This window comes from Chitinophaga silvatica (assembly GCF_003419895.1).
GTDB lineage: Bacteria > Bacteroidota > Bacteroidia > Chitinophagales > Chitinophagaceae > Chitinophaga > Chitinophaga silvatica.
The window spans coordinates 520,491-544,173 of the sequence record NZ_QPMM01000006.1; the positions used below are offsets into that span (position 1 = coordinate 520,491).

The following is a 23,683-nucleotide window of genomic DNA, read 5'->3' on the forward strand; positions in this document are numbered from 1 at the left end:
AAATCCCGACTACACAAGGCAGCCGGGATTTGTTATGAAGATACTGACCCTTATTCACTTCTGAGGCATTTGACAGGATTTGCCGTTGCAGCTTTAATTGCCTGAATGCTAACAGTGGCAATAGCAATTAGTAATACCAGAATTGCTGCTCCTGCAAAAATCGACCAATCCAATCTGATTCTGTAAGGATAACTATCCAGCCATTTGTTACTGGCCAGCCATGCAAGTGGAAATGCAATGACTAAAGCAATAATCACCAATTTCACGAATTCCAACGCCAATCCTGTTGCGATATTTTGAACGGATGCTCCTAATACTTTGCGTATCCCTATTGCTTTGTAACTCTTTTCTGCCGAAAGAACAGACAATCCGAATAACCCTATACAGGATATAGAAATGGTAAGGATGGCTCCAAATAATATTATTTGTTTCCATCGGGCCTCCGATTCGTAATTTTTCAGATTCTCTTCGTTTTTGAAAACGTAGCTATAAGGGGTAAAAGGGAAAAATTGTTTGAATTTGGCTTCTATAAATTTAAGGCTTCGGGTAGCTGTATTAGGTCGTATTTTGATATAGAAAGTTCCATAAGGATTATTATTGGCCATTGTAAAAAGTTGTGGCCTTATTTTTTCATTGAGCGAGGTGAAATGGTGATCTTTAACGACACCAACCACCTCATAGGTTTTATTATTTCTATAGTTAAAAATTACAGACTTCCCAATTGGGTTTGTCCATCCTGCCTGTTTTACAAAGCTTTCATTAACCAATATGGAATGGGTGGAGTCGCCAGGATATTTTTCAGAAAAATTCCTCCCCATTACTATTGGGATTTTCAAGGTTTGAATATAAGATTCATCTATAGTTTCCCATGCAAAATTAATAGATGAATCACTATCCAGCTTCGCTGAGGTGCCCCAGAAGCCCCCGTTTTTGGGTGCTACCTGCTCAATATCCGGATAGTTAAGCAACTCATGTTTAAATATTGCAGCTTTTTCATGAGTCATGTTATCTTTTTTGACTACCACAATATTGTTATCGTCATACCCTAGTTTCGCTTTTGTCAGAAAGCTGAATTGGGAATAAATGGTAAATGTTCCAATGATTAAAAAAGATGCAAGGGTAAACTGCAAAATTACAAGCCCCCTTTGCATATAATTTTTGCCTTTTAGTGTAAACCTGCTATACAGTGTATCAATTGGCTGATAGCCCGATAGTATCAATGCAGGATAGAATCCGGCAAGCAAGCCGGTAAACAGGAATAGCAGGATATAACCAGCTATTAATTTAAAATCGAACAGGTAACTCATAGCCAACTTTTTATTAGCCAGCTCATTGAATAAAGGAAGGATTAGTTGCGCCAGAAGAATTGCCAGAATAAAGGCAATTGCACATAAAATAAATGATTCTCCAAGAAATTGTACAATAAGTTGTCGCCTATCGCTGCCTATCACTTTGCGAATCCCTATTTCTTTAGATCGTTTAACAGAACGGGCAACTGTCAGGTTTATGAAATTGATGTTGGCGATCAGGAGAACAAATAATGCAATTCCTGAAAGAATATAGGCATAAATTGGATTCCCTGCATTTTGCAATCCATTTTTTGCCGGTAAATCTTTACTCAGATGGATATCAAGAAATGGTTGAAGAAAATAGGTGGTTAGCGGACTGTCCTTTCTCCCAAATCTGGCGTCCAGTGCTCTGGAAGTTTCTCCTGCATCTTTTTCAAAAAATTTCTGCATTTGCAGTGAAACATAATCGGGATTGGCATGATCATCCAACACTACGAAAGTATTAAGATAGAAGGAAAACCAGTTTTCGTTGTTCTTATTTTCTTCCTCGCTTACCTTGATAGGGATAAGCATTTTATACTGAATAGTTGAGTTTTGCGGACAATTCTCAGTTACCGCTGTAACCTGATATGGAACAAATGCATCATCTTCCCTGATTGTCAGAATTTTCCCAACTGCTGTTGCGGTACCAAATTGTTTAATTGCTTCATCTTTGGTAAGTACTATCGAATTCGGATTGCTTAAGCATGTTTTGGCATCACCTTCGATCAGCGGAAATGTAAATACAAATAAAAAACTGGAATCTACATACAGGAATTGTCGGTTTTCGACATCTGATCCCTTTTTAAAGTCAGCACTACTTTCATGAACGCGTACAAATCCTTTGATTCCGCTTACATTCTGTGCAAAACGTGGCCCTTGAAACAAGCCGGTACTACTCATTTGATGTTCTTCTCCTTTAAAAGCAGATTTAAGAACAACCCTGTAAATATTGGATTTATTATTTTGAAAACGATCGAAGCTGGCATCATCCTTTATGTAAAGTATAATCAGCATAGCGCAGGTAAGCCCAATAGTAAGACCTGCAATATTTATAAAAGAATAAATCTTATTACGCGTGAGATTGCGAAATGCAATTTTTAAATAATTTTTAAACATATTTGGCTGAATATAGGATGATGGGCCGAAGACTCCAATGCGTATGCCAAATTGTAACTTGTTTATTATTAATTAATTAGGTTGTTAGTGTAAAAAATAGTTGTCCGAATAAGAACAGTTGATGTACGACAATGGGCATAATAAAAATAGAGAGAGTGTCTCTTCGCTTTAAAAGCTTGGGAGACACTCTCTTTATTTTTATTAATCTTTTATTTAAGCTCTTTTGCTTTCTTCTTCTTTAGGTGCAATCTGAGATTTATGCGATTTGGATGCCCGCATATTTAGTAGTTCTACTCCGAATGAGAATGCCATTGCGAAGTAAACATAGTTTTTCAGGTGCATTTCATGTGCCTGTTCGGCATTCCAGCCTTCGATAATCAGAATAGCTCCAACCATTACCAGAAAAGATAAAGCCAGCATTTTAAGTGTAGGATGTTTGTGAATAAAATCACTGATTCTGGGTGCAAATAAGAACATGATGATCATGGCAATTATTACAGCGATGATCATGATTGGAATCTGACGCGCCAATCCAACCGCCGTAATAATACTATCGAATGAGAATACGGTATCGATAATAATAATCTGGCCTACAATATTCAGAAAAGAGGCGGCTGCTTTTTTGCTACCCTGTTCCTGAGCATTTTCCTCTCCTTCCAGCTTGTGATGTATTTCCAAGGTAGTTTTGATGAGAAGAAATAATCCTCCGCCCAGCATGATCAGATCACGCAGACTGAAACCATGGCCACCAATAGTGAAGAGGGGATGTACGGCCTTTACAATGTAGCCAATGCATAACAACAGAACGATGCGGATGGCCATACCTGCAAACATCCATACACGGCGGGCAGCCGGACGTTTGTCGGCGGGTAGGCGGTTAAGTACAATAGATACAAAGATGACATTGTCGATACCCAGGATTATTTCCATGAGTACGAGGGTAAGCAGACTAATTAGAGATTCTGCTGTTAGAAACTGTTCCATATAGGTTGATAGATATACGCTGGGATCAAGGGCGCAAGCCGGCACAAATTTGCTTCACTATAGTTGGCCCTTCATAGATAAATCCGGTATATACTTGTACCAATGATGCTCCGGCATCTAATTTTTCCTGTGCATCTTCTGCCGTAAAAATACCTCCTACAGCGATGATTGGAATAGTGCCCTGGCTATGGGTATGTATATATCTGATTACTTCGGTTGATTTACGTTTTACCGGTAAGCCACTTAGTCCGCCAGCTCCGATTTCGTTTACTTCGGTAGCTGAAGTTTTCAGGCCTGCACGGCTGATAGTAGTATTAGTGGCAACGATACCTGCTAATTGGGTATCCTTGATAATTTCGATAATATCATCTAATTGCTCGTTGGTTAAATCCGGAGCTATTTTCAACAAAATAGGCTTAGGCTTAATTTTCTGAGCATTTAAAACCTGTAAATGATGGAGTAATTGTTTGAGAGGTTCTTTTTCCTGCAAGGCTCTCAGATTTGGAGTATTAGGAGAACTTACATTTACTACGAAGTAATCTACAGTATCGTAAAGAGCATGAAAACATTTCTCATAATCTTTAACGGCATCTTCGTTAGGAGTTATTTTGTTCTTACCAATATTGCCTCCAACGATGATTTTTGATTTTTTCTTTTGTAATCTTTTAGCAGCCGCAGCAGCACCTTCGTTATTAAAGCCCATGCGGTTGATGAGTGCTTTATCTTCAGGCAACCTGAACAGGCGGGGTTGTTCGTTTCCTGGCTGAGGAAGTGGAGTTACTGTTCCAATTTCCACAAATCCGAATCCCAGGCAGGAGAGTTCGTCAATATATTTGGCGTCTTTATCAAATCCGGCGGCCAGGCCAACCGGATTGGAAAAGTGGAGACCAAAAACTGTTCTTTCTAATCCCTTTGTTTTTACACCACAAAAAGCGGTAATAATACTTTTGCCCAGGGGGAGAGAATAAATTGTCTTTAACCCACGCATTACGCTGTGGTGAATGTTTTCCGGCGGATAGCGGAATAAAAAATTCTTGATTAGGTTGTACATCGCAGACGCAAAGATAGTATTTTCGAGTTTCAGGAGTTGAAAATACTATCTTTGCTTTTCATCATGCTCGAGCTCCAGACATTTGAAGCGTTATTTAAGGAGAATCATGCACAGTGCCTGGCCTTTGCCAATCATTATACCGGCGATCCTTACATATCAGAGGAAATAGTACAACAAGTATTTCTTCGTATTTGGGAAAAACGGGATTCCATTACCATTACAGGGCCGGTAAAAGCATACCTTTTCTCCGCTATACGTAATGCTGCCATTAGCCAATGGCGGAAAGATACCGTGCGCACTGAAAAAGAGCAGGGATATCAGCAAATTAAACCTATGGCTGTAAATGCAGATGACGAAACCAAGGAACTGGAACGCTTATACCGCCAGGCCCTCGAAAGGTTGCCCGAACGCTGCAGAGAAGTCTTTGTACTTAGCCGCCAACAACATCTGAAATATGCTGAAATTGCTGCTACCATGAATATCTCTGTTAAAACAGTAGAAAATCAAATGGGTAAAGCATTGAAAATCTTGCATGAAGAGTTAAAAGAGTACCTGCCGTTATTTACTGGTTTTTTCTTTTAATTAATGAATAGGGGTATCTGTATAGCAGGTGCGTCTATTTAATACAACTGTTAAACTACAACTAAATGACACCATCTTTCCCTGACAATGCTATGCAGGACGAGGCGCTATATACGCTACTCTGTAAGTATCTGCTTCAAGAAGCGGATACTACTGAACGTGCCTGGGTAGAAGAATGGAAAGCTCTGGATTCCGGAAATCTGGTCCTGCTCCAATCGCTGGAGCGATTACTGAAAGTAGTTACTGCCCCTTCCGTTGAGGATACGGCAAATACTCAAGGTGCCTGGGCTCAGCTTTTCGATAAAATTGATGATACACCTGTAAAACGTTTGCCTCGTTTCGGATGGTGGAAAGTTGCCGCTTCTGTGCTGGTAATATTAGGTGCCAGCTGGTGGATGATTGCCCATTTTTCTGCTCAGGTGTATAAAGGTCCGGAAATGGCTACCCTGGAAGATGGAAGTAAAGTTCAACTAACTCCTTCCGCCAAACTAACAGTAGGCCGAGACTTTAACGGACGCCATCGCATCGTAAAACTTACAGGTGCCGCTACTTTTGAAGTAAATGGTGATCCTCAGAACCCATTTGTTATTGAAGTGGGTAAATCTGAAGTTAAAGTACTGGGTACTAAATTTACAGTCGATTACCAACCAGCCAATGCTGCATTAAAAGTGCATGTAAGTGCCGGAAAAGTAATGGTAATTGATCATAAACAGCAAGACAGTGTAATATTAACGGATGGAATGTTGCTGCAACAGGATAATAATAAACCTGAATTCAGAATTGCAGCCAACATAAGCGACTTAAATAAAAAAGCTTTATCCTTTAATAATACTACCCTGGAAGAAGTATTGCGTACTCTTACAGAAGTATATGATATTAAGGTCGAAGTCTCAAATACAGATCTCCTGCATTTACCTGTACATGCTAACTTCACAAGTGAAACACCAGACGAAGTACTGAAATATCTGGCATTGACTCTGGGTGCAACCTGTGAAAAAGTAAACGAACGTCAATACAAATTAAAATAGCTGATACCTGCTAAATCAAAGGTATTACTGCTCACACTTTCAATTAAGGTTTTATGTCGTTAGCTGCGAAACTGCTGACGGGAATGTTGATTTTTTGTTTCCCTTTGAGAGTCTTTGCCTGGAACTGGCAAACAAAAATTACTGTAGTGGTAAAGGACCAAACCCTGGAGCAAGTATGCGCGCTGATCGAAAAGGAATATGGTATTCATTTCCTTTATAGCCCCGGGTTAGTCAATTTATCAGAAAAAGTAAGCATTACTGCTTATAATCAACGCTTGAAAAAAGTGCTTGAAGCCTTGCTGTGTCCCGCCCATATCCGCTTTGCCAGGGCTGGTGAGCAAATCATTTTGCTGCCCCCTAAAAAACAATCTATTACGGTTAATGGATTTGTCAGAGATGCTGTCAGTAACGAAAATCTTATTGGTGCAACTATTTACGACCCTATCACAAAACAAGGCACTATCACAAATGCTTACGGCTTTTTCAGTCTTACTCTCCCTGTGGATACTGTCAACTTATTTATCTCCTATATAGGTTATCAATCTAAACAATTAACAGTAACAGATAATCAGTCTGGTATCCTGCAAATACAACTACCGCTGGAAGGTAACTTACAGGAAGTAGTTGTACATCCATCTTCAAGCCCCTTACAGGAACAAACGCAGATGAGTAAAATGTCGCTTCCCAATACTGCTGTTAAAGGAATGCCCAGACTACTCGGAGAGGTAGATATTATGCGCACTTTGCAATCATTGCCCGGGGTAAATGGTGGAATGAATGGCGCAGGTGGATTATATGTCAGAGGAGGGAGTCCAGACCAAAACCTGGTGCTGATAGATGGTAGCCCTGTATTTAATTCCAGCCATTTTTTCGGTGTGTTTTCCCTGCTCAATGCAAACGTTGTAAAAACAACCGACCTGTATAAAGGCGCATTCCCGGCCCGTTTCGGAGGCAGGCTGTCTTCGATCATTGATATTGCCACCAAAGAGGGTGACATGAAATCCTTTCATGGGGATGCTGCTATTGGCTTAATTTCTACTAAGTTCAATCTCGAAGGACCAATCATCAAAGACAAAACCTCTTTCATGATTTCGGCCCGCCGTTCATATCCCGATTTACTAATCAAACCAATGCTGGTACAGGACGATGGTTTAGGCAGGGACGGCGATTTTCAGGCTTTCTTTTATGATTTCAATTTAAAAGTAAATCACATTATTTCACCAAAAGACAGAATATTCTTTAGTTTTTATAAAGGAGATGATTTCTTATTGCTGGAAGATAAAGAAGAAAGTAAAAATACCCAGGGCAGCAAGTTTCAGCTGGGTTGGGGCAATACTATCGCTGCTATAAGATGGAACAGGGTGTATAGTCCAAAACTTTTCTCCAATGTTACAGCCAATTATTCTCAGTATTCTTTCTTTACTCAATTCGAGAATAAGTATCTGAAAATCGACAGTGTAAACCTTTCCAATATCAGTGGGAAGTATAATAGTACAATGGCCACTGCCGGTCTGAGAATCGATTTTGATTACCGGCCAATGCCTGCCCACACGATTAAGTATGGAGCCGTGGCAACAATGCATTACTTTAAGCCAGCCAATTCTTCATTTGAAGATACTGAAAGCCCTGTAAAGCCTTTGGATACGCTTAATAAGGGAATGCGAATCAATGGAGTTGAGATGTCGCTGTATGCTGAAGATGAATGGAGAATGCGACCTAATTTCTTTGCAAACATTGGTGTACATGGTTCTATGTTTGTTGTGGAAGGCCGGTATTATTACTCATTGCAACCCCGTTTGGGCCTACGATATCTTTTACCTGGCAACTGGGCTGCCAAGGCTGCATACACGCATATGAACCAGTACATTCATTTGCTGTCTGGTAGTGCTATCAGCTTGCCTACGGATCTTTGGGTTCCCTCTACCCAGCGAGTGGCGCCCATGTATTCCCACCAGGTTACTGCTGGCATTGCCAAAACATTTGAAGAAATGTATGAGCTTTCCCTGGAGGGGTATTTTAAATCTATGTACAACATGATCGAGAACAATGAAAATACTACCATCTTTAATAAAGACGTAGGCCGTTGGGACGAGCATGTAACCGTAGGAAAAGGATGGAGCTATGGTGCTGAAGTAATGTGGCAGAAAAAGGAAGGAAATACAACCGGATGGATTGGTTATACATTATCATGGTCGAACCGGCGGTTTCCCGGACTGAACGATGATAAAACCTATCCGTTTAAGTACGATCAGCGCCATAATATAGAGTTGGTTTTAGTACATCAGTTGGGGAAGAATTGGGAGGTTTCAGCTTCCTGGCATTATAATTCCGGAACTCCGTATACTATGCCGGTGTCTTCTTATGGCGGGATTGAAAATCCTTCGCCCTGGGAGCCTTCAACTCCCACAACCATTGATAAATATTCTGAGATCAATAATTTCAGAGGAAGAGATTCACATCGTTTAGACGTTGGCATTACCTATAGTAAACAGAAGAAGCGTTGGCTCAAAAGCTGGAATTTCAGTGTCTATAATGTTTATAACAGGAGGAATCCATATTTCTATGTTATGGATGTAGACCCTGTATCGATGAAGCGTTATTTGAACCAGATTACCATATTGCCTATTTTACCAAGCATAACATATGCAGTGAAATTTTAAAAGTCAGGATATGTGGAAGTATTTCGTTTATGCACTTGCGTTATTTTTTATTAGTTGCGAGAAAAGGATAGAGTTGAGCCTGCCGTATGAAGGAGATAGGATTGTTGTTAATTCTCTCATACAGCCGGATAGCCTTATTTATCTTAGAGTTACAAAAAGCACGCCCAGTAATGTTTATAACGAATCAGGGTTTCCGGAAATTGAAAACCCGGAAATTCGTTTAGCCTCCAACGATATCAATTTGCCGGCGTTAACTAAGCAAACTATCAATGGGCAAACCTGGTGGGTATCTTCATCGCCGGCCGAATTAGGCAAAAGATATACGGCTACAGTGAATGCTGTAGGCTTAACTACGGTAACGGCAACGGATACCCTGCCGCTTGCGCCGGTGGCGGAGCAGGCAGGAGCAATGCGTAACAGTAACAGAATTCAATTTTTACTGAAAGACAGGCCGGGTGTTACCGATTATTACAGAATAAAGATAGCGGCTCTTGCTCCCGGAGAAACAATTCCAAACTGGTTGCAATTCCGGTTAGATCCAACATTTAATAATAACCTGGTCGATTTCTTTACACGTGGTAATTATAGTAGCCTTGTAATGAATGATGAAAGATTTGATGGAAAATCTGTCATGTTTGTTTTGCAAACAGAAAAACCGATTACTAGTGGCACTCAATTAACAGTGGAAATTAGTTCACTTACCGTTACTACTTATCAGTATTTAAATTCTTTATATGCACAATTACAGAATGGTACTGCTGTTACGGGTGTTCCTGTGCGTGTGTCTTCTAATGTAATTAATGGTTATGGTATTTTAGGTGGCATAAACATTAAAAAGTTGACAATTAAAGTTGATTAAATCCTGCTACAGATCATCTTCTTCCGCTTTTCCTGAAATTACATTGCTAAGGTCAACAGACATATTAATAGAGTGTTTGATGATCACACTGTCTATTGCTTTTTTTACTGCCGGCCTGGCCTTACTTAGTGTAGGATAGTTTTCTGCTGCCAGTTTTTTTGCAGCTTCGATTAATCCATCCTGTAGGTTGACAATTCTCATTTGTTCCTGCATAGTGTTTTCGTTGAGTGGCGAAAGAGGATCTAGTAACTCATCCCAATCCATTATATTAATATTTTAGCTACTCTATAAACACAGAAAAAACGAATTAGTTGAACCACGAACGAAATTTTTCCAGGAAACGTTTAAAAAAAATGTTTTATCAATCAGTTTGGTAAATAATTATTTAATGATTTATAGAATAAATATTTTGTAACTATTTGATAGTTATTTATTTAGATTGATGATTTTAAATTGACAGGTCAAAAGGCTTCATAATTCCCGAATGGAAAAATGATTTTCCTGATATGATCAGTAGAGCGGGATTTCTTCTTTTAATTTTGATTATACCCCTGAAACGAGTTAGTCGTTCATTGGTTGTTTATAATAGATAAAGAGTGATGTATTAGTCCTGATAGCGGCCTGTACAGGCCGCTCAGGCACAATAAAATTTGTAGCCCATGTGTAATTATCAAACCTTGTATCATAGTAAAACAGGATACGCAATTCGTTGCCAACAGTGTAAAGGAATTCAGCTGGCTTTTGGCACCACGGTGATCAGCTTCAATCATGAAGAATTTGAATGCTTTAATAAAATGGTCACCCGCCTGGCGGATGACCATATTCATTCATCAGAACATGAAAAGGCTATATGCTTGCCATTACCTGCCGATCATGTAATGATGTTATTAACACCCTCGGAGATAGCTGTATTAGCTGATATGACAGCAGAAGTTCAGGCACTTCTTCAGACCTATTCCATTTTGGAATCGGCCAATTAGTGATGGAATCCTCCTGCTTCTTCCTGTGTAAGCGGTTCTTTTACCGGATGCTTCTCGAAGTATTTAACACAACGGGTATAATCCTGAATGAGCATGTCCGCCATATCACGACTAAAACCATGACGTATTAAAACACGTTGAACCGTTATATCTGCAGCCGAACCGGTTAGCGGATAGGAAGCGATCTGCCAGCCACGTGAACGGATTTTATCTGAAAGATCGTACAACGTAAATCCGTGGTCGCCTGGCTTCATCGTCCAGCAGGCACCAGGTATGCCGCCTTTCCCGTTATACAGAATATCGAAGTGCCCCAGTTTATTAATTGCCTCCGCTATATAGGCACCATGATCCAGGCAAGCTTGTTGCAATTTCCTGTAGCCCTCACGACCATGACGAAGCAGGTTATAATACTGGGCAACTATTTGACCGCCTGGCCGGCTGAAATTCAGTGCAAATGTTGGCATATCGCCACCCAGATAATTCACCCTGAAAATTAAATCTTCCGGTAAATCTTCTTTTTCGCGCCAGATTACCCAACCCACGCCCAGTGGACTCAAACCAAATTTATGTCCGGATGCATTGATGGATTTTACTCTTGGAATCCTGAAATCCCATACCAGATCCGGCGATACAAAAGGTGAAATAAATGCACCGCTGGCTCCATCTACATGGATCGGAATATCCAATCCGGTATCTTGTTGCAGCTTATCCAAAGCTTTTGCAATCTCCAATACCGGTTCATACATCAGCGTAAAGGTTACACCAAAGGTTGGAACAACGCCAATGGTATTTTCATCTACCAATTCCAATACTTTTTCAGGAGTAAGATTATATCTGCCATGCTCCATTCCTACTTCGCGTAATTCCACATCGAAGTACCGCGCAAACTTATGCCAGCAAACCTGTACAGCACCACAAATAAGATTGGGTTTATCTGTAGATTTACCTTCCTTTTTCCTTTTCTCACGCCATTTCCATTTCAATGCTAATCCACCCAACATCGCTGCCTCACTTGAACCAGTTGTGCTACATCCCATAGTGGACGAGCTTTTTGGGGAATTGAACAAATCGGCAAGAATATGCACACATCTGTTTTCTATTTCAGCAGTTTGTGGATACTCATCTTTGTCAATCATATTTTTATCAAGGCATTCATCCATTAGTTTATGAACGTATTCATCTAACCAGGTTTGACAAAAGGTAGCCAGGTTCATTCGGCTATTTCCATCCAGCATTAACTCATCGTGCACCAAATGGTATACAGTACGCATATCCTGGGCTTCATCAGGAATCTTATACTTAGGGATGCTTTCACGACTATCGGCAGAAGCATATAAGCCAATGCGGGAATTTTCGTTTTCTTCTTTTCGTGTGAATAGAGGCATAACAAGGGTACTTAAATGTGAAGAAATTCATTTCGAGATTTTAACAACTGTTGCCTGCTCTTGTTCAACTCACAACAGAAAATTAACTGTCTGTACCCCGATTGAACAAATAGAATATCGGCTGTGTTACCTATAACAACCATCGAGTTTCATTTATTCTTCTACTTATCAATCTGTTACTAAATGACTTGGTTACATCATACATTCCAGGAATACCCAGAACTAGCCATATTTCTGACCCTCGCTGCAGGATTTTGGATAGGTGGATTAAAAGTTGGGAAATTTTCGTTAGGATCAGTAACTGGTGTGTTATTGATGGGAGTATTAGTAGGCCAAATGGATATACAGATATCTGCCAATGTAAAATCTGTATTTTTCTTATTGTTCCTCTTTGCAGTAGGGTACAGTGTAGGACCACAATTTTTTCAGGGTCTTAAGAAAGATGGCTTGCCTCAGGTACTTTTCGCTGCATTAATGTGTGTTGTTTGCCTTGTTGCTCCCTGGTTGCTAGCGGTAGCAGCTGGCTACAATGTTGGCCAGGCAGCTGGTTTGCTGTCCGGTTCTCAAACTATTTCTGCTACCATGGGGGTGGCTTCCGATACAATTAATCAGCTTAGTGTTTCCAGTGCTCAAAAACAATCCTGGATTAATGCGATGCCCGTCTGTTATGCCGTTACCTATATTTTTGGAACCGCCGGTTCGGCCTGGCTTTTATCCAGTGTTGCCCCTATGATGCTTGGGGGATTGGATAAAGTTCGTGCTGAAACTAAAGAATTGGAAAAAACTTTAGGCGCCGGTGATCCAACGCAGGACCCTGGAATGCGCTCTGCATTTATACCCGTTACATTTCGTGCTTATTTGGTCAGTGAACAATCAATTGCCGCAAACAAATCTGTTAAGGATTTAGAGGCGTCATTCATACAAAAAGGTCATCGCCTTTTTGTTGAAAGAGTCAGAAAAGCAGATAAAAGCATTATCGATCCCTCTCAGGATTATGTTATTCAACCCGGTGACGAAATTGTGATCAACGGTCGTCGGGAATATGTTTTAAGCGAAGAAGATGGATTTGGAAAAGAGATTGTTGATGACGAATTATTGAATTTTCCTGTGGAGAATGTGAATGTATATGTAATCAACAAGGAAGTAATCGGTAAAACAGTTAGGGAACTAAGAAATATGGATTACATGCATGGAGTTCCAGTTCAAAATCTTCGTCGTGCTGGTATTTCCTTACCTGTATATTCCGAAACAAAGTTGGAAAGAGGTGATCAGATTGAACTTGTAGGATATAAGAATGATATGGACAGAGCTGCTAAAAAGATCGGTTACGCGGAAATTCCAACAGATAGAACTGATATGATTTTTGTGGGATTAGGAATAGTATTGGGAGGAATAGTTGGGGCAATGTCTATCCACGCCGGAGGAGTACCATTAAGTCTTAGTACCAGTGGTGGTACGTTGATTGCCGGATTGATCTTTGGTTGGTTGCGCTCCCGTCACCCGGCCTTTGGAAATATTCCGGAACCAGCATTATGGGTAATGAATAATGTAGGATTAAATACATTCATTGCCGTTGTAGGTATTACTGCTGGCCCCTCTTTTGTTGAAGGATTTAAACAAGTAGGCTGGGGATTATTTTTAGTAGGAATAGCAGCAACTACCCTTCCACTGTTGGCTGGAATAATAATGGGTAGATATATTTTCAAATTCCACCCGGCACTTACACTGGGTTGTACCGCCGGGGCAAGAACAACTACTGCTGCACTTGCGGCCATTCAGGAAACTGTACAAAGTAAACTGCCCGCACTAGGATATACTATTACATATGCTGTCGGAAATACACTGTTGATCATCTGGGGGGTGGTGCTGGTGTTACTAATGACATAATTAACTATTCGTCGTATAAAAATTAATTATTATCGTGAAAGTCAAATTTACCCTTTGTCTTAATGCCTTCGTATCAATATTTTTTACCGCTCTGATTTCAGTTCCGTTACAGGTTTCTGCACAACAGGATTCCTCTGTATATGGTAAGGGGCTTACTCGTAACGCGATTGAAAGCGGGATGTATTCAGGATTTTTATTCACCGATGTAAAAGGAATTCGCTTACAGTTTAATGGCTTTGTTCAGGCCGATTTTATTCATGACTTCATGGAGATTGGGAATGCATATGCCATGCAGCCATCTTCAATCACTACCCCAACTGTGCATGATGGGAACACTGCTTTTTCTATTCGGCAGACGCGTTTCTCCTTTACGGCATACGGAGCCCCCGATTATAAAGGTAGGAAGCTGAAAGCTGTGTTAGAGCTGGACCTATGGGGAAGCACATCCGGTAATCCAAGATTGCGTCATGCATATATTCAGCATGGTAAATGGTTATTTGGCCAGACCTGGAGTAATTTCATGGATGGTGATAACTGGCCAAACGTAGTTGATTACTGGGGGCCTAATTCGTATATCTTTACCCGTTTGGTACAACTTCGATTTACACAGTCGCTGAGCAAACATGCAACTTTATCCTTTTCGGCCGAACAGCCGGGAGGCGATATTATGATTCCGGTCAACTGGGTTAGCAGAACTGTTTATCCGGATATAACCGGAGCCCTGCAGTTCGACTTTGGCAAAAGCAATGAAAGCCACGTTAGAATCTCCGGATTATTGCATCCCATCGATTATAAAAATGGAAAGGGTGATAAGAAAACAAACATAGGAGGAGCAGGTAATATTTCCGGAAATATTTATCTCTCTAAAGATAATGACGTAAAATTTCAATTCGCTTACGGTAGCGGATATGCAAAATACAGTGAAGATCTGAGTGGTCTGGGGTATGATGCATTTGCACATGCTTTTGATAAACGCCTGTATAATATACAAATGTTGGCACCCTGGTTATATTTCGATCACTTCTGGACAAAGAGTTTAGGTTCTACTATCGGTTACGGGTATTTGCATCTTAATACCAAAGACCTGAATATGCCTGGTGAAACAATTAAAGACACGCATTATGCTTCTTTCAATACAACTTATTACTACACTTCATTTTTTAAGATCGCAGGTGAAGTAATGTATGGCAGAAGGGTAAATGTAAATGGCGACGACGGAAATGATATCCGGGCACAGTTTACAGCATTCTTTAAATTCTGATCATTCGGATAAATCTACTATTATGAGAATTGCTTTTGTTCTTCTTATGTTAATCTCCCTGGGAACAACTGATAGTTATTGCCAGAACCAATCCAGATCCGTAGATTATAATGCAATTATTAATGAAGCATTTAATCTGTTTAAAAATGAAAAGAAAGGTAAGAACGCGAATTATATTCCATACCTGGATAAAGTGAATTCTGAGATGTATGGAATTGTAATTGTAACGAAAGACGGACAGGTATACCAGATAGGTGAAACTAAGTATGAGTTTGGAATTGAATCAGTAGAAAAGGTATTTACTTTATGTATGGCCATGGAGCTGTTTGGTGATCAGGTGATCCTCGATAAAATTGGTGCCAATCAAACTGGTTTGCCTTTTAACTCTGTGCCTGCAATTGAGCAAGACGGACAAAAACCTTCCAATCCGCTCGTAAATGCAGGCGCAATGGCCACTACCAGCCTTTTAACGAGTCATTTTGGCCATAAAGATGCCTGGGAGAAGGTAGATGCTTATTTCGCAAAATTTGCCGGTCGAAAATTATCTGTAATTGAAGAGCTATATAAGTCAGAGGCCGCAACAAATATGCATAATCAGGCTATTGCAATGTTGCTGAAGTCTTACGGCTATATGTATGATGACCCATTTTTTGCATGCGATTTTTATACAAAGCAATGTTCGTATGGTGTAAATGCGCATGATTTAGGTGTAATGGCCGGTACCCTGGCCAATGGGGGTGTAAATCCTGTTACCAAAGAAAGGTTGATCCAGGAAAAATACGTTCCCAAAGTATTGGCGATAATGGGAACCACCGGATTATATGAAACCACCGGTGAATGGATGTATAAAGTAGGCTTACCTAGCAAAAGCGGCGTTGGCGGCGGAATTATATCTATCATGCCCGGTAAATTTGCTATAGCTGTTTTCTCTCCTCCTTTGGATAAGGCTGGTAACAGTGTAAGGGCTCAGGAAGCCATTAAATATATTTCAGATAAACTAAATGCAAATGTTTATGTAGCTCAATAGCTCGTCCATTGTCTTGTTTCATTGGTGAATGGTGCCGCTTTCCGGTAACTATTCACCAATTATTTTTCGGCGTTAATTCGTAAATTCATAAAACAAGTTATCACATTAACACGTTTTAGAGCTATGGACGTTAAGGACTACTATAAAATATTAGGCGTAGAAAAATCAGCAACTAGTGAACAGATCAAAAAAGCCTACAGGAAACTGGCAGTAAAATATCACCCTGATAAAAATCCAAATGATAAGGCGGCAGAAGAAAAATTCAAGGAGATAAATGAAGCATATGAAGTGCTGAGTGATGAAGAGAAACGTAAGAAATACGATCAGTTTGGAGAAAATTATAAGTACTACGAACAACATGGTGGCAGGCCAGAAGATTTCGACTGGTCGCAATACGGTGGAGGACAAGGACGTACTTATTCTTACCAGGGCAATATGGAAGATATGTTTGGAGGAGGTGCCGGTGAAGGTAATTTCTCAGATTTCTTTGAGCAGCTTTTTGGTGGCAGATTTGGTGGTGGTGGCGGGCGCCGGCAACAAGGGCCCGGCAGGGGAAGGGATATACAGGCCACTATGGAGGTTTCTTTGGAAGATGCCTACACGGGAGCCACACGCCAGGTGGAAGTGAATGGTAGCAGGTTAAATATTAAACTGAAACCAGGGCTATACGACGGGCAAATAATCAGGTTGAAAGGGCAGGGTAGTCCGGGCAGAAAAGGAGGCGAAAATGGTGATCTTCTCATTACTATTCAACTTGCTCCTCATCCGCAATATGAGCTTAAAGGACAGGATATATATACTGATCTGGCAGTTCCTCTCTATACAGCGATATTAGGTGGAAAAGTACCTGTAGTGCTGCCGGGATCAACGCTAAATATGAACATACCTGCGGGAACAGATAGCGGTAAAGTATTCAGATTGAAAGGAAAGGGGATGCCTGCATATAATAATCAGGGGCCGGCTGGCGATTTATACCTCAAAGCAATGATCCATTTACCCACAAATCTTTCCGAAAAAGAAAAAGAATTGTTTCAACAACTTTCACAACTAAAAGAGAACAGGAATGCTTAAACTTTTTGATTACCTGGAAGAAGTTATTGCAACAGAAAGAATTTCTCAGCTGAATACTCCTCGCCTGCTATATACAGCCAGCGAAATTATGGAGGAGCTGGGATATTCCAATCAATCGGGCATGGAACAGGAGCCTCTCGATAGGGCTATGCATGCCTGTGCATCATTAAATATTCCGGTAGATTACAATTTCAAGAAAGTTTATTATTTCAAAGATGGAGAATTGAAAACAGATTGGCAGTTATCAGAACTGGCTACCTATCTGTTTATGATTAATTGCAACCCGCTGAACCCCTTTGTAGCAAAAGCGCAACTGATCTTTATGATGAAAGATAAAGTATGAGAGATACAAACCGGACAGGAATTCTGATAGTAGTTATAATGGGTACTATCATGGCTGGAATAGATTCCAGTATCGTGAATATATCCTTGCCGGTTATGAGCAAGCAGTTCAACTGTACACTTGCTGAAATAGAATGGGTTATCACAGTGTATATGCTCAGCTTTTCTGTATTAATGCCCCTGACCAACTGGTTGAAGAATAGAATAGGTTTTTTTAATCTTTATATTGGGGCAATCTCCCTTTTTACATTAGGATCTTTATTGTGTGCGCTTTCCACCAGCCTCGACTCTTTGCTGGTAGCACGTGTTATTCAGGCATTGGGCGGAGGGGCTATGGCTCCCACATCTATGGCCATTATATCTTACGTATTTCCTGCCCGGGTCAGAGGAATGGTTTTGGGGTGGTGGGGATTGGGTAATCTGGTAGGTCCGGCTATCGGCCCAACTCTTGGCGGTATATTAACTGAAAAATTTGGATGGCCATCTATCTTTTATATCAATATTCCCATTGGTATAATTACCGTAATAATGGCTTATCAATACCTGGGAATCCTGCGTAAGCAACCTAAAATAAAGCTACCATTTGATCTTATAGGTTTTACTGCCCTTACTATATTTTTGGTTGGATTGCAATATGGAGTAGCAAGGGCTGAAGTAGTAGGGATCACATCTCCCGAAATACTTGCTGTTCTGGGCACAGCAGTACTTTCTTTAGTGGTATTTATTGTGATAGATAAAAGAAAGCAAAATCCAATTATCGATTTAGATTTATTTAAAAATTATGCATTTGTCAGTTGTATCCTCGTTACGGTGTCGCGGGCCGCAGCATTGTTTGGAGGTTTATTCCTGATGCCTTTTTTGCTGCAGGAACAAATGGGATATTCTGAAAGTGTATCGGGATTGCTGATATTGCCAAACTCTGTATTCATGGCCGGTTTGATGCCGTTTGCCGGGCGATGGTCTGATAAACATGGGTCGAGGGAGATTTCAATAATCGGAATAATCTTATTGGCTGTTTCTATGTACCTGTTTTCATTATTGAGTATGGGTAGTACAATGACAGATGTTATTATAACGATGACGGTAAGAGGAATTGGAATGGGGTGTTTATTGGCACCCTTAAACTCGGCTACGCTCAGTGCCGTAAGGCCCAGTGAGGTTACGATGGCTTCTTCAATCAGTACCTTGATGCAGCAGGTGGGAGGGGCAATAGGAATTGCCGTGTTGGCAATTGTAACCCAGGCTGCATTTAATAAACACGTACTGGAAGGATATTCGAGCCTGGAATCGCACCAGCAGGCATTAAAAGAAGGGTTTCATATCTCGATGATCATTTTATTGGTAACCTTAATTCCCGCCTGGTTTATGCCTAGAAGGAATGTTGTTTTAAAAGATGTAAAAGAGCAGCATATAGATACTTAACTTCGTGCATGATTATTGGTTAGTAACAGCAAACTGTTCCGCAGGCTATGGTAATAAATGGTAAGAAGCATATCTTAATGATTGATGATGACGAAGATGATTTCTTCCTGGTGAATTCATTATTACAAGATATTTCGCCCGATCAGTATGTGCTGGAATGGGCGTCATCCTATCGGGAAGGGCTAAGTGCAATTGATACAAGATCTCATGATCTTTACCTGGTAGATTATCGTTTAGGCGCAAATACGGGGATCGATGTGTTGCACCATTTCCGCAATCTGGGGTTTAAGGCACCAGTCATTTTATTTACAGGAAAAGGCGATTATCATATCGATAAAGAGGCCATGTTGGCCGGTGCTGCCGATTACCTGGTAAAGAGCGAAATTTCTGCAGCATTGCTGGAAAGGGCCATCCGTTATACTTTAGATAAGTACGACCATTTATTGGCAATAGAAAAAAGTGAGAAAAGATATTTCAGCATATTTGAAAAATCGAGTGATTTAATATTACTAACGGATAGCAATCAACGAATTGTTGCTGCTAATCCGGCTGCCATAAGGGTTTTGCATTATGATGAAAAAGATATTTACGAAGTGCATTTAACTTCATTATTTGCAAATAGAAGTGAAGGAGAAGAATTTAAAAGGAAGTTGAATGCTACAGAAGAAGCAGTACAAACCGAATATGTCTTTAAAAGTGCCACAGGCCAGGAATTAAATGTGATGCTGAAAGCATCTTTGTTGGATGCAAATAAACAATTGTATTTGTGCATTATACAGGATGTTACTGCCAGGAAACTTAAAGAGCGGGAAAAACAACAGCAGGAAAAATTTGCTATAACCGGTCGAATAGCGAGGCTAATAGCCCATGAAGTAAGAAATCCACTTACTAACATATTACTGGCTGTATCTCAGGTAAAAACTGAGCCATTGTCGGATGATCCGGATGCGCAGTTGTACCTCGATATAATGGAACGTAATTGCCATCGTATCAATCAACTTGTTACAGAATTATTAGAATCTACACGGTTATCAGACATGCATTTAATGCCGGTATCGATCCAGGTATTAATAGACCATGCTTTACAGCTGGCGGATGATAGATTACAATTGAACAGTATAAAAGTGACTAAAGAGCTTCTGGACGCAGATACATTGATTATGGGTGATGCAGAGAAGTTGAATATAGCGTTGCTGAATATTATTATTAATGGAATTGAGGCCATGAAGGCAGGTGAAGGAAAGTTAGATATCCGTTCGTATAAAGACTTGTCTAACATATGCCTGCGTATTTCGGATAATGGTAGTGGTATTAGTCCGCAGAACCTTGTTACTTTATTTGAGCCATTTTTCACCAGCAAAACAAAAGGCACTGGGTTGGGGCTAACGGCCACACAGAATATTATTATTCAACATAAAGGCACTATAAACGTAGAAAGTATACCTGGAGAAGGAACTAGTTTTATATTATGTTTTCCCATTCTACAATAAAAAAGGACGCATCTTAGGATGCGCCCTTTAATTTAGGATCTGTTAATTGTTAGTCGATATTTTCGATAATACCGGCAATTCCTTGTCCACCTCCTACACAGGCAGTAACGATGCCGTATTTTTTATTCAAACGTTTCATATCGTTTAGGATCTGAACGGTAAGTTTAGCGCCGGTACAGCCCAGTGGGTGTCCTAATGCGATAGCGCCACCGTTGATATTAACGATATCCGGGTTTAAGCCCAGTTCTCTGATAACTGCAATACTTTGGGAAGCAAATGCTTCATTAAGTTCTACGAGGTCTATATCCTGCAATGACTTGCCAGTTTGTTTAAGAACTTTAGGAACGGCTGCAACAGGGCCAATGCCCATGATACGAGGTTCTACGCCAGCGGAAGTGCAGCCAACCAGGCGACCAATTGGTTTCAGGCCTAATTCGTTAACCATTTTCTCGCTCATCACGATTACGAATGCAGCCCCATCGGAAGTTTGGGAAGAGTTACCGGCGGTAACGGAACCATTTGCGGCAAAAACGGGTTTCAGTTTTGCCAGTGCATCGATGGAAGTATCGGCGCGTGGGCCTTCGTCGGTATCTACGGTAAAGGAACGTTTGGCTTTTTTGCCTTTTTCGTTTACATAAACTTCTTCGATATTGATAGGTAATATTCCAGATTTGAAGTAGCCATTTTGAATGGCATTAATAGCTTTGAGGTGCGAGTTTAGGGAAAATTGGTCCTGATCTTCGCGACTAACTTTATATTCTTTAGCAACAGCTTCGGCGGTGAGGCCCATACCGATGTAGTAATCCGGGTTGGTGGATGCTACTGTGTAGTTGGGAACAGTTTTCCAACCAGCGGTTGGTACGAGGCTCATACTTTCCGTTCCGCCGGCGATGATACAATCGGCTAATCCGGATCTGATTTTAGCTGTAGCAATAGCAATAGTTTCGAGGCCAGAGGCGCAATAACGATTTACTGTCATACCTGGCACTTCTACACCTAATGCCCTTACAGAAATCATTCTTCCGATCTGTAACCCTTGTTCTGCTTCCGGTACGGCATTACCTACAATGAGGTCATCGACTCTTTTAGGGTCTAACTGCGGTACTGACTGCAATAGTCCGGTTATTACATCAACTGCCAGATCATCCGGTCTGTAAAAGCGAAATCCTCCCCTTTTTGACTTACCTACCGCGGTGCGGTATCCGGCTACTATATACGCTTCTTGCATGAGAAAAAAATTTAATAATGAGCTTACGGAGTATCAATATCTTGGATATTTATCCACATTTTGACACTATTTTCAAATTTAATTAAATAAAGTACATAAATATTCCGAATAACCGTTAAATTTGCACCCACGTTTTTTAACAAAATGACTCCCTAGCTCAGTTGGTTAGAGCTACTGACTCTTAATCAGTAGGTCCTGGGTTCGAGCCCCAGGGGGGTCACTTTTCAGCTAATTCGCCTAAATTCGGTTTTACCGGATTTAGGCGAATTTCGTTTAAGGACGTGGGTTTCGGAGGAAAGAGAGGTAAAGTGGGGGAAAGAGAAGAAAAGCTTTTTTATCCCCAAAATTCCCCAAGAGCATCCCCAGGAAATGGTAAGAATATAGGTTTTTTCAAGTTCCTATACCATATTCAATAACTTTTTATATTAATACTAATATACCCTTTCGCATCAAGTGAGTTTTAATTAATTTACAGTAAATAAAGCAGTATCAAAAGTGAACCAAGGCTATGTTTATATATTAAGTAACTCTTACATGCCGGGCCTTATTAAGATTGGGTGTACTGCCCGAAGTCCTGAAGAACGCCGAAGAGAATTGTCTAGACCTACGGGAATTCCTGGTGATTTTGAAATAGAATATGAGATTTACTCAATAGAGATGTATATTTTGGAAAAACGAATCCATATTGAATTAGATAAATATAGAGTAAGTAAAAGTAAAGAATTCTTCAAAATAGATATAAGCGATGCCATACATATTCTCAGAATAAAAAGTGAGGAACTACTGTATGAATTTACTTCAAAATCTGAAGGGGTGAATGAACTTTTCGATAGATATGAAGCGATAGAAATTTTAGTCAAACTAAATTCTTTGTACCCGAACATGATTCGAAGTGAAATAAGATCTGTTAGAATTTATCAAACCAGAATTCGTTGTTATTTAGAGACAACTGAAGAGAATATATTAAGTGCAGGCTATTTTTCTGTACCCCTGGCAGACCAAAAAATTCATAGACTTGATTTGGCATTTATAGTAGATACCCCAGATGATCCTGTTCAAGAAGATCCTTTGTTATTTAATCCATCTAATCCTGTATCTATGAATGCAAGATTATTTATTGAAGAACTGGATCCATTTTCCATTTATATGTGTACCGATTTATTTACTGAGGAAGCTGGGAAGGTAATTAATCGTGATTTTAACCCCATTAACAAAAAAAATTAAATTGTTTGACAACTTTTTACTTAGAGCATATCCATTTTTATATTAGGTTCATTTTTACTCAAAAAATAACATTGTTATAAAAGTAGCTTAACTTTTTTACATTTCTTTCTTTGGATTGAAATTACATTCCTTCATTTAAGGACTTGGTTTTTATATGTTTACTTATCTTTAACAGATGTCGCATTAATTGTCAATAACCTATATTTTATTTTTATGAAAAACTTCGACTGGACCTCATTTACAAAACGTATTGCCATTAAATCATCACTTCCTGAAATTTATGAAGCCTGGACCGTTGCTGCCAATCTCGAAAAATGGTTCCTTGAACGTGTTGTCTTTCAGGTTAATGATAACCTGATTGAACATACTGAGCCTGCGAAAGAAGGTATTACATACAATTGGTATTGGTACCTTGAAGCAACACCTATGAATGGAGAAATTCTTAGCGCAAACGGAAAAGATTTTTTCCAATTTACATTTGAAGGCTCAAGTTTGGTAGATGTGAAATTAAGTACGCTCGATGAATATGTTATTGTAGAACTGCGTCACTACAATATTCCGCAGGACGATAATTCGAAGCAGCATATTCGTTTGGGCTGTTCGAATGGCTGGGCGTTTTATTTACACAATTTAAAGTCTGTTTACGAAGGAGGGATCGATCTGCGAAATAAAGACCCAAAGCTTGGTGTTATGATCAATAATTAAGGTATCCAAACTGTCTTGTAAAGGATTCTAGTCTTTAAAAGGAAATTACC

General features: G+C 40.0%; 20 protein-coding genes and 1 tRNA gene. 15 read left to right on the forward strand and 6 right to left on the reverse strand.

Going from position 1 to position 23,683, the window contains the following annotated elements; all coding sequences use genetic code 11:
• Window positions 1–50: 50 nt before the first annotated feature.
• The 3 genes from DVR12_RS13310 to DVR12_RS13320 form a co-directional block, all read right to left on the reverse strand.
• Window positions 51–2,447 (reverse strand): ABC transporter permease, encoded by a 2,397-nt coding sequence (locus DVR12_RS13310; RefSeq protein ID WP_116976158.1) that lies wholly within the window; start codon window positions 2,445–2,447, stop codon window positions 51–53.
• Between the two features lie 213 nt (window positions 2,448–2,660).
• Entirely contained in the window at window positions 2,661–3,431 is a 771-nt protein-coding gene (locus DVR12_RS13315; RefSeq protein ID WP_116976159.1) for a TerC family protein, read from the reverse strand.
• A 25-nt stretch (window positions 3,432–3,456) separates the two neighbouring features.
• On the reverse strand, window positions 3,457–4,482 hold the full coding sequence (locus DVR12_RS13320; protein ID WP_116976160.1) for a quinone-dependent dihydroorotate dehydrogenase: 1,026 nt from the start codon (window positions 4,480–4,482) through the stop codon (window positions 3,457–3,459).
• Window positions 4,483–4,545: 63 nt separating this feature from the next.
• Here DVR12_RS13320 and DVR12_RS13325 point away from each other — a divergent pair, with 63 nt between their 5' ends.
• From DVR12_RS13325 to DVR12_RS13340, 4 genes are all read left to right on the forward strand, one after another.
• Window positions 4,546–5,064 carry an RNA polymerase sigma-70 factor gene (locus DVR12_RS13325; RefSeq protein WP_116976161.1) on the forward strand — a complete coding sequence of 173 codons (519 nt, stop codon included), beginning with the start codon at window positions 4,546–4,548 and terminating at the stop codon, window positions 5,062–5,064.
• A gap of 65 nt (window positions 5,065–5,129) precedes the next feature.
• Window positions 5,130–6,092 carry a FecR family protein gene (locus DVR12_RS13330; RefSeq protein WP_116976162.1) on the forward strand — a complete coding sequence of 321 codons (963 nt, stop codon included), beginning with the start codon at window positions 5,130–5,132 and terminating at the stop codon, window positions 6,090–6,092.
• A gap of 53 nt (window positions 6,093–6,145) precedes the next feature.
• Window positions 6,146–8,752, forward strand: coding sequence for a TonB-dependent receptor (locus DVR12_RS13335; RefSeq protein ID WP_116976163.1), 2,607 nt, complete (start codon window positions 6,146–6,148; stop codon window positions 8,750–8,752).
• A 10-nt stretch (window positions 8,753–8,762) separates the two neighbouring features.
• Entirely contained in the window at window positions 8,763–9,611 is an 849-nt protein-coding gene (locus DVR12_RS13340) for a DUF4249 domain-containing protein (protein WP_116976164.1), read from the forward strand.
• Between the two features lie 6 nt (window positions 9,612–9,617).
• On the opposite strand, the gene DVR12_RS13345 is transcribed toward DVR12_RS13340, so the two are convergent.
• Window positions 9,618–9,875, reverse strand: coding sequence for a hypothetical protein (locus DVR12_RS13345; protein ID WP_116976165.1), 258 nt, complete (start codon window positions 9,873–9,875; stop codon window positions 9,618–9,620).
• 395 nt (window positions 9,876–10,270) lie between these two features.
• Here DVR12_RS13345 and DVR12_RS13350 point away from each other — a divergent pair, with 395 nt between their 5' ends.
• A complete protein-coding gene (locus DVR12_RS13350; protein ID WP_116976166.1) occupies window positions 10,271–10,591 on the forward strand; it encodes a DUF6686 family protein in 321 nt (106 codons plus the stop codon).
• Here DVR12_RS13350 and DVR12_RS13355 read toward each other — a convergent pair.
• Window positions 10,588–11,976, reverse strand: coding sequence for a glutamate decarboxylase (locus tag DVR12_RS13355; RefSeq protein ID WP_116976167.1), 1,389 nt, complete (start codon window positions 11,974–11,976; stop codon window positions 10,588–10,590). The two genes, DVR12_RS13350 and DVR12_RS13355, sit on opposite strands and share 4 nt — an antisense overlap.
• A gap of 183 nt (window positions 11,977–12,159) precedes the next feature.
• Here DVR12_RS13355 and aspT point away from each other — a divergent pair, with 183 nt between their 5' ends.
• From aspT to DVR12_RS13390, 7 genes are all read left to right on the forward strand, one after another.
• Window positions 12,160–13,863 carry an aspartate-alanine antiporter gene (gene aspT, locus DVR12_RS13360; RefSeq protein ID WP_116976168.1) on the forward strand — a complete coding sequence of 568 codons (1,704 nt, stop codon included), beginning with the start codon at window positions 12,160–12,162 and terminating at the stop codon, window positions 13,861–13,863.
• 34 nt (window positions 13,864–13,897) lie between these two features.
• Window positions 13,898–15,124, forward strand: a complete 1,227-nt coding sequence (locus DVR12_RS13365; RefSeq protein WP_116976169.1) for a DcaP family trimeric outer membrane transporter — start codon at window positions 13,898–13,900, stop codon at window positions 15,122–15,124.
• Between the two features lie 22 nt (window positions 15,125–15,146).
• Complete coding sequence (glsA, locus tag DVR12_RS13370) at window positions 15,147–16,151, forward strand: glutaminase A (RefSeq protein WP_199417100.1); 1,005 nt, start codon at window positions 15,147–15,149, stop codon at window positions 16,149–16,151.
• Window positions 16,152–16,274: 123 nt separating this feature from the next.
• Window positions 16,275–17,222: a DnaJ C-terminal domain-containing protein gene (locus tag DVR12_RS13375; RefSeq protein ID WP_116976170.1), complete on the forward strand. Its 948-nt coding sequence runs from the start codon at window positions 16,275–16,277 to the stop codon at window positions 17,220–17,222.
• Complete coding sequence (locus DVR12_RS13380; RefSeq protein WP_116976171.1) at window positions 17,215–17,565, forward strand: damage-inducible protein D; 351 nt, start codon at window positions 17,215–17,217, stop codon at window positions 17,563–17,565. The genes DVR12_RS13375 and DVR12_RS13380 overlap by 8 nt, the downstream gene beginning before the upstream one ends.
• Window positions 17,562–18,986, forward strand: coding sequence for a DHA2 family efflux MFS transporter permease subunit (locus DVR12_RS13385; protein WP_116976172.1), 1,425 nt, complete (start codon window positions 17,562–17,564; stop codon window positions 18,984–18,986). The genes DVR12_RS13380 and DVR12_RS13385 overlap by 4 nt, the downstream gene beginning before the upstream one ends.
• A 47-nt stretch (window positions 18,987–19,033) precedes the next feature.
• On the forward strand, window positions 19,034–20,476 hold the full coding sequence (locus DVR12_RS13390) for a hybrid sensor histidine kinase/response regulator (protein WP_116976173.1): 1,443 nt from the start codon (window positions 19,034–19,036) through the stop codon (window positions 20,474–20,476).
• Between the two features lie 49 nt (window positions 20,477–20,525).
• On the opposite strand, the gene DVR12_RS13395 is transcribed toward DVR12_RS13390, so the two are convergent.
• Complete coding sequence (locus tag DVR12_RS13395; protein WP_116976174.1) at window positions 20,526–21,704, reverse strand: acetyl-CoA C-acyltransferase; 1,179 nt, start codon at window positions 21,702–21,704, stop codon at window positions 20,526–20,528.
• A 146-nt stretch (window positions 21,705–21,850) separates the two neighbouring features.
• Between DVR12_RS13395 and DVR12_RS13400 the strand changes: the two genes are divergently transcribed.
• The 3 genes from DVR12_RS13400 to DVR12_RS13410 all read left to right on the forward strand — a co-directional run bounded on the left by DVR12_RS13400 (window position 21,851) and on the right by DVR12_RS13410 (window position 23,633).
• Window positions 21,851–21,924: transfer RNA gene (locus tag DVR12_RS13400), tRNA-Lys, on the forward strand.
• Between the two features lie 275 nt (window positions 21,925–22,199).
• Window positions 22,200–22,928, forward strand: coding sequence for a GIY-YIG nuclease family protein (locus DVR12_RS13405; RefSeq protein WP_147323455.1), 729 nt, complete (start codon window positions 22,200–22,202; stop codon window positions 22,926–22,928).
• A 213-nt stretch (window positions 22,929–23,141) separates the two neighbouring features.
• Window positions 23,142–23,633: an SRPBCC family protein gene (locus DVR12_RS13410; protein WP_116976176.1), complete on the forward strand. Its 492-nt coding sequence runs from the start codon at window positions 23,142–23,144 to the stop codon at window positions 23,631–23,633.
• Window positions 23,634–23,683 lie beyond the last annotated feature (50 nt).

Coding starts and splice junctions, on each gene's coding strand:
- DVR12_RS13310 (WP_116976158.1), bottom strand. CDS start 2,447: ATGTTTAAAAATTATTTAAAAATTGCATTTCGCAATCTCACGCGTAAT.
- DVR12_RS13315 (WP_116976159.1), bottom strand. CDS start 3,431: ATGGAACAGTTTCTAACAGCAGAATCTCTAATTAGTCTGCTTACCCTC.
- DVR12_RS13320 (WP_116976160.1), bottom strand. CDS start 4,482: ATGTACAACCTAATCAAGAATTTTTTATTCCGCTATCCGCCGGAAAAC.
- DVR12_RS13325 (WP_116976161.1), top strand. CDS start 4,546: ATGCTCGAGCTCCAGACATTTGAAGCGTTATTTAAGGAGAATCATGCA.
- DVR12_RS13330 (WP_116976162.1), top strand. CDS start 5,130: ATGACACCATCTTTCCCTGACAATGCTATGCAGGACGAGGCGCTATAT.
- DVR12_RS13335 (WP_116976163.1), top strand. CDS start 6,146: ATGTCGTTAGCTGCGAAACTGCTGACGGGAATGTTGATTTTTTGTTTC.
- DVR12_RS13340 (WP_116976164.1), top strand. CDS start 8,763: ATGTGGAAGTATTTCGTTTATGCACTTGCGTTATTTTTTATTAGTTGC.
- DVR12_RS13345 (WP_116976165.1), bottom strand. CDS start 9,875: ATGGATTGGGATGAGTTACTAGATCCTCTTTCGCCACTCAACGAAAAC.
- DVR12_RS13350 (WP_116976166.1), top strand. CDS start 10,271: ATGTGTAATTATCAAACCTTGTATCATAGTAAAACAGGATACGCAATT.
- DVR12_RS13355 (WP_116976167.1), bottom strand. CDS start 11,976: ATGCCTCTATTCACACGAAAAGAAGAAAACGAAAATTCCCGCATTGGC.
- aspT (WP_116976168.1), top strand. CDS start 12,160: ATGACTTGGTTACATCATACATTCCAGGAATACCCAGAACTAGCCATA.
- glsA (WP_199417100.1), top strand. CDS start 15,147: ATGAGAATTGCTTTTGTTCTTCTTATGTTAATCTCCCTGGGAACAACT.
- DVR12_RS13375 (WP_116976170.1), top strand. CDS start 16,275: ATGGACGTTAAGGACTACTATAAAATATTAGGCGTAGAAAAATCAGCA.
- DVR12_RS13380 (WP_116976171.1), top strand. CDS start 17,215: ATGCTTAAACTTTTTGATTACCTGGAAGAAGTTATTGCAACAGAAAGA.
- DVR12_RS13385 (WP_116976172.1), top strand. CDS start 17,562: ATGAGAGATACAAACCGGACAGGAATTCTGATAGTAGTTATAATGGGT.
- DVR12_RS13390 (WP_116976173.1), top strand. CDS start 19,034: ATGGTAATAAATGGTAAGAAGCATATCTTAATGATTGATGATGACGAA.
- DVR12_RS13395 (WP_116976174.1), bottom strand. CDS start 21,704: ATGCAAGAAGCGTATATAGTAGCCGGATACCGCACCGCGGTAGGTAAG.
- DVR12_RS13410 (WP_116976176.1), top strand. CDS start 23,142: ATGAAAAACTTCGACTGGACCTCATTTACAAAACGTATTGCCATTAAA.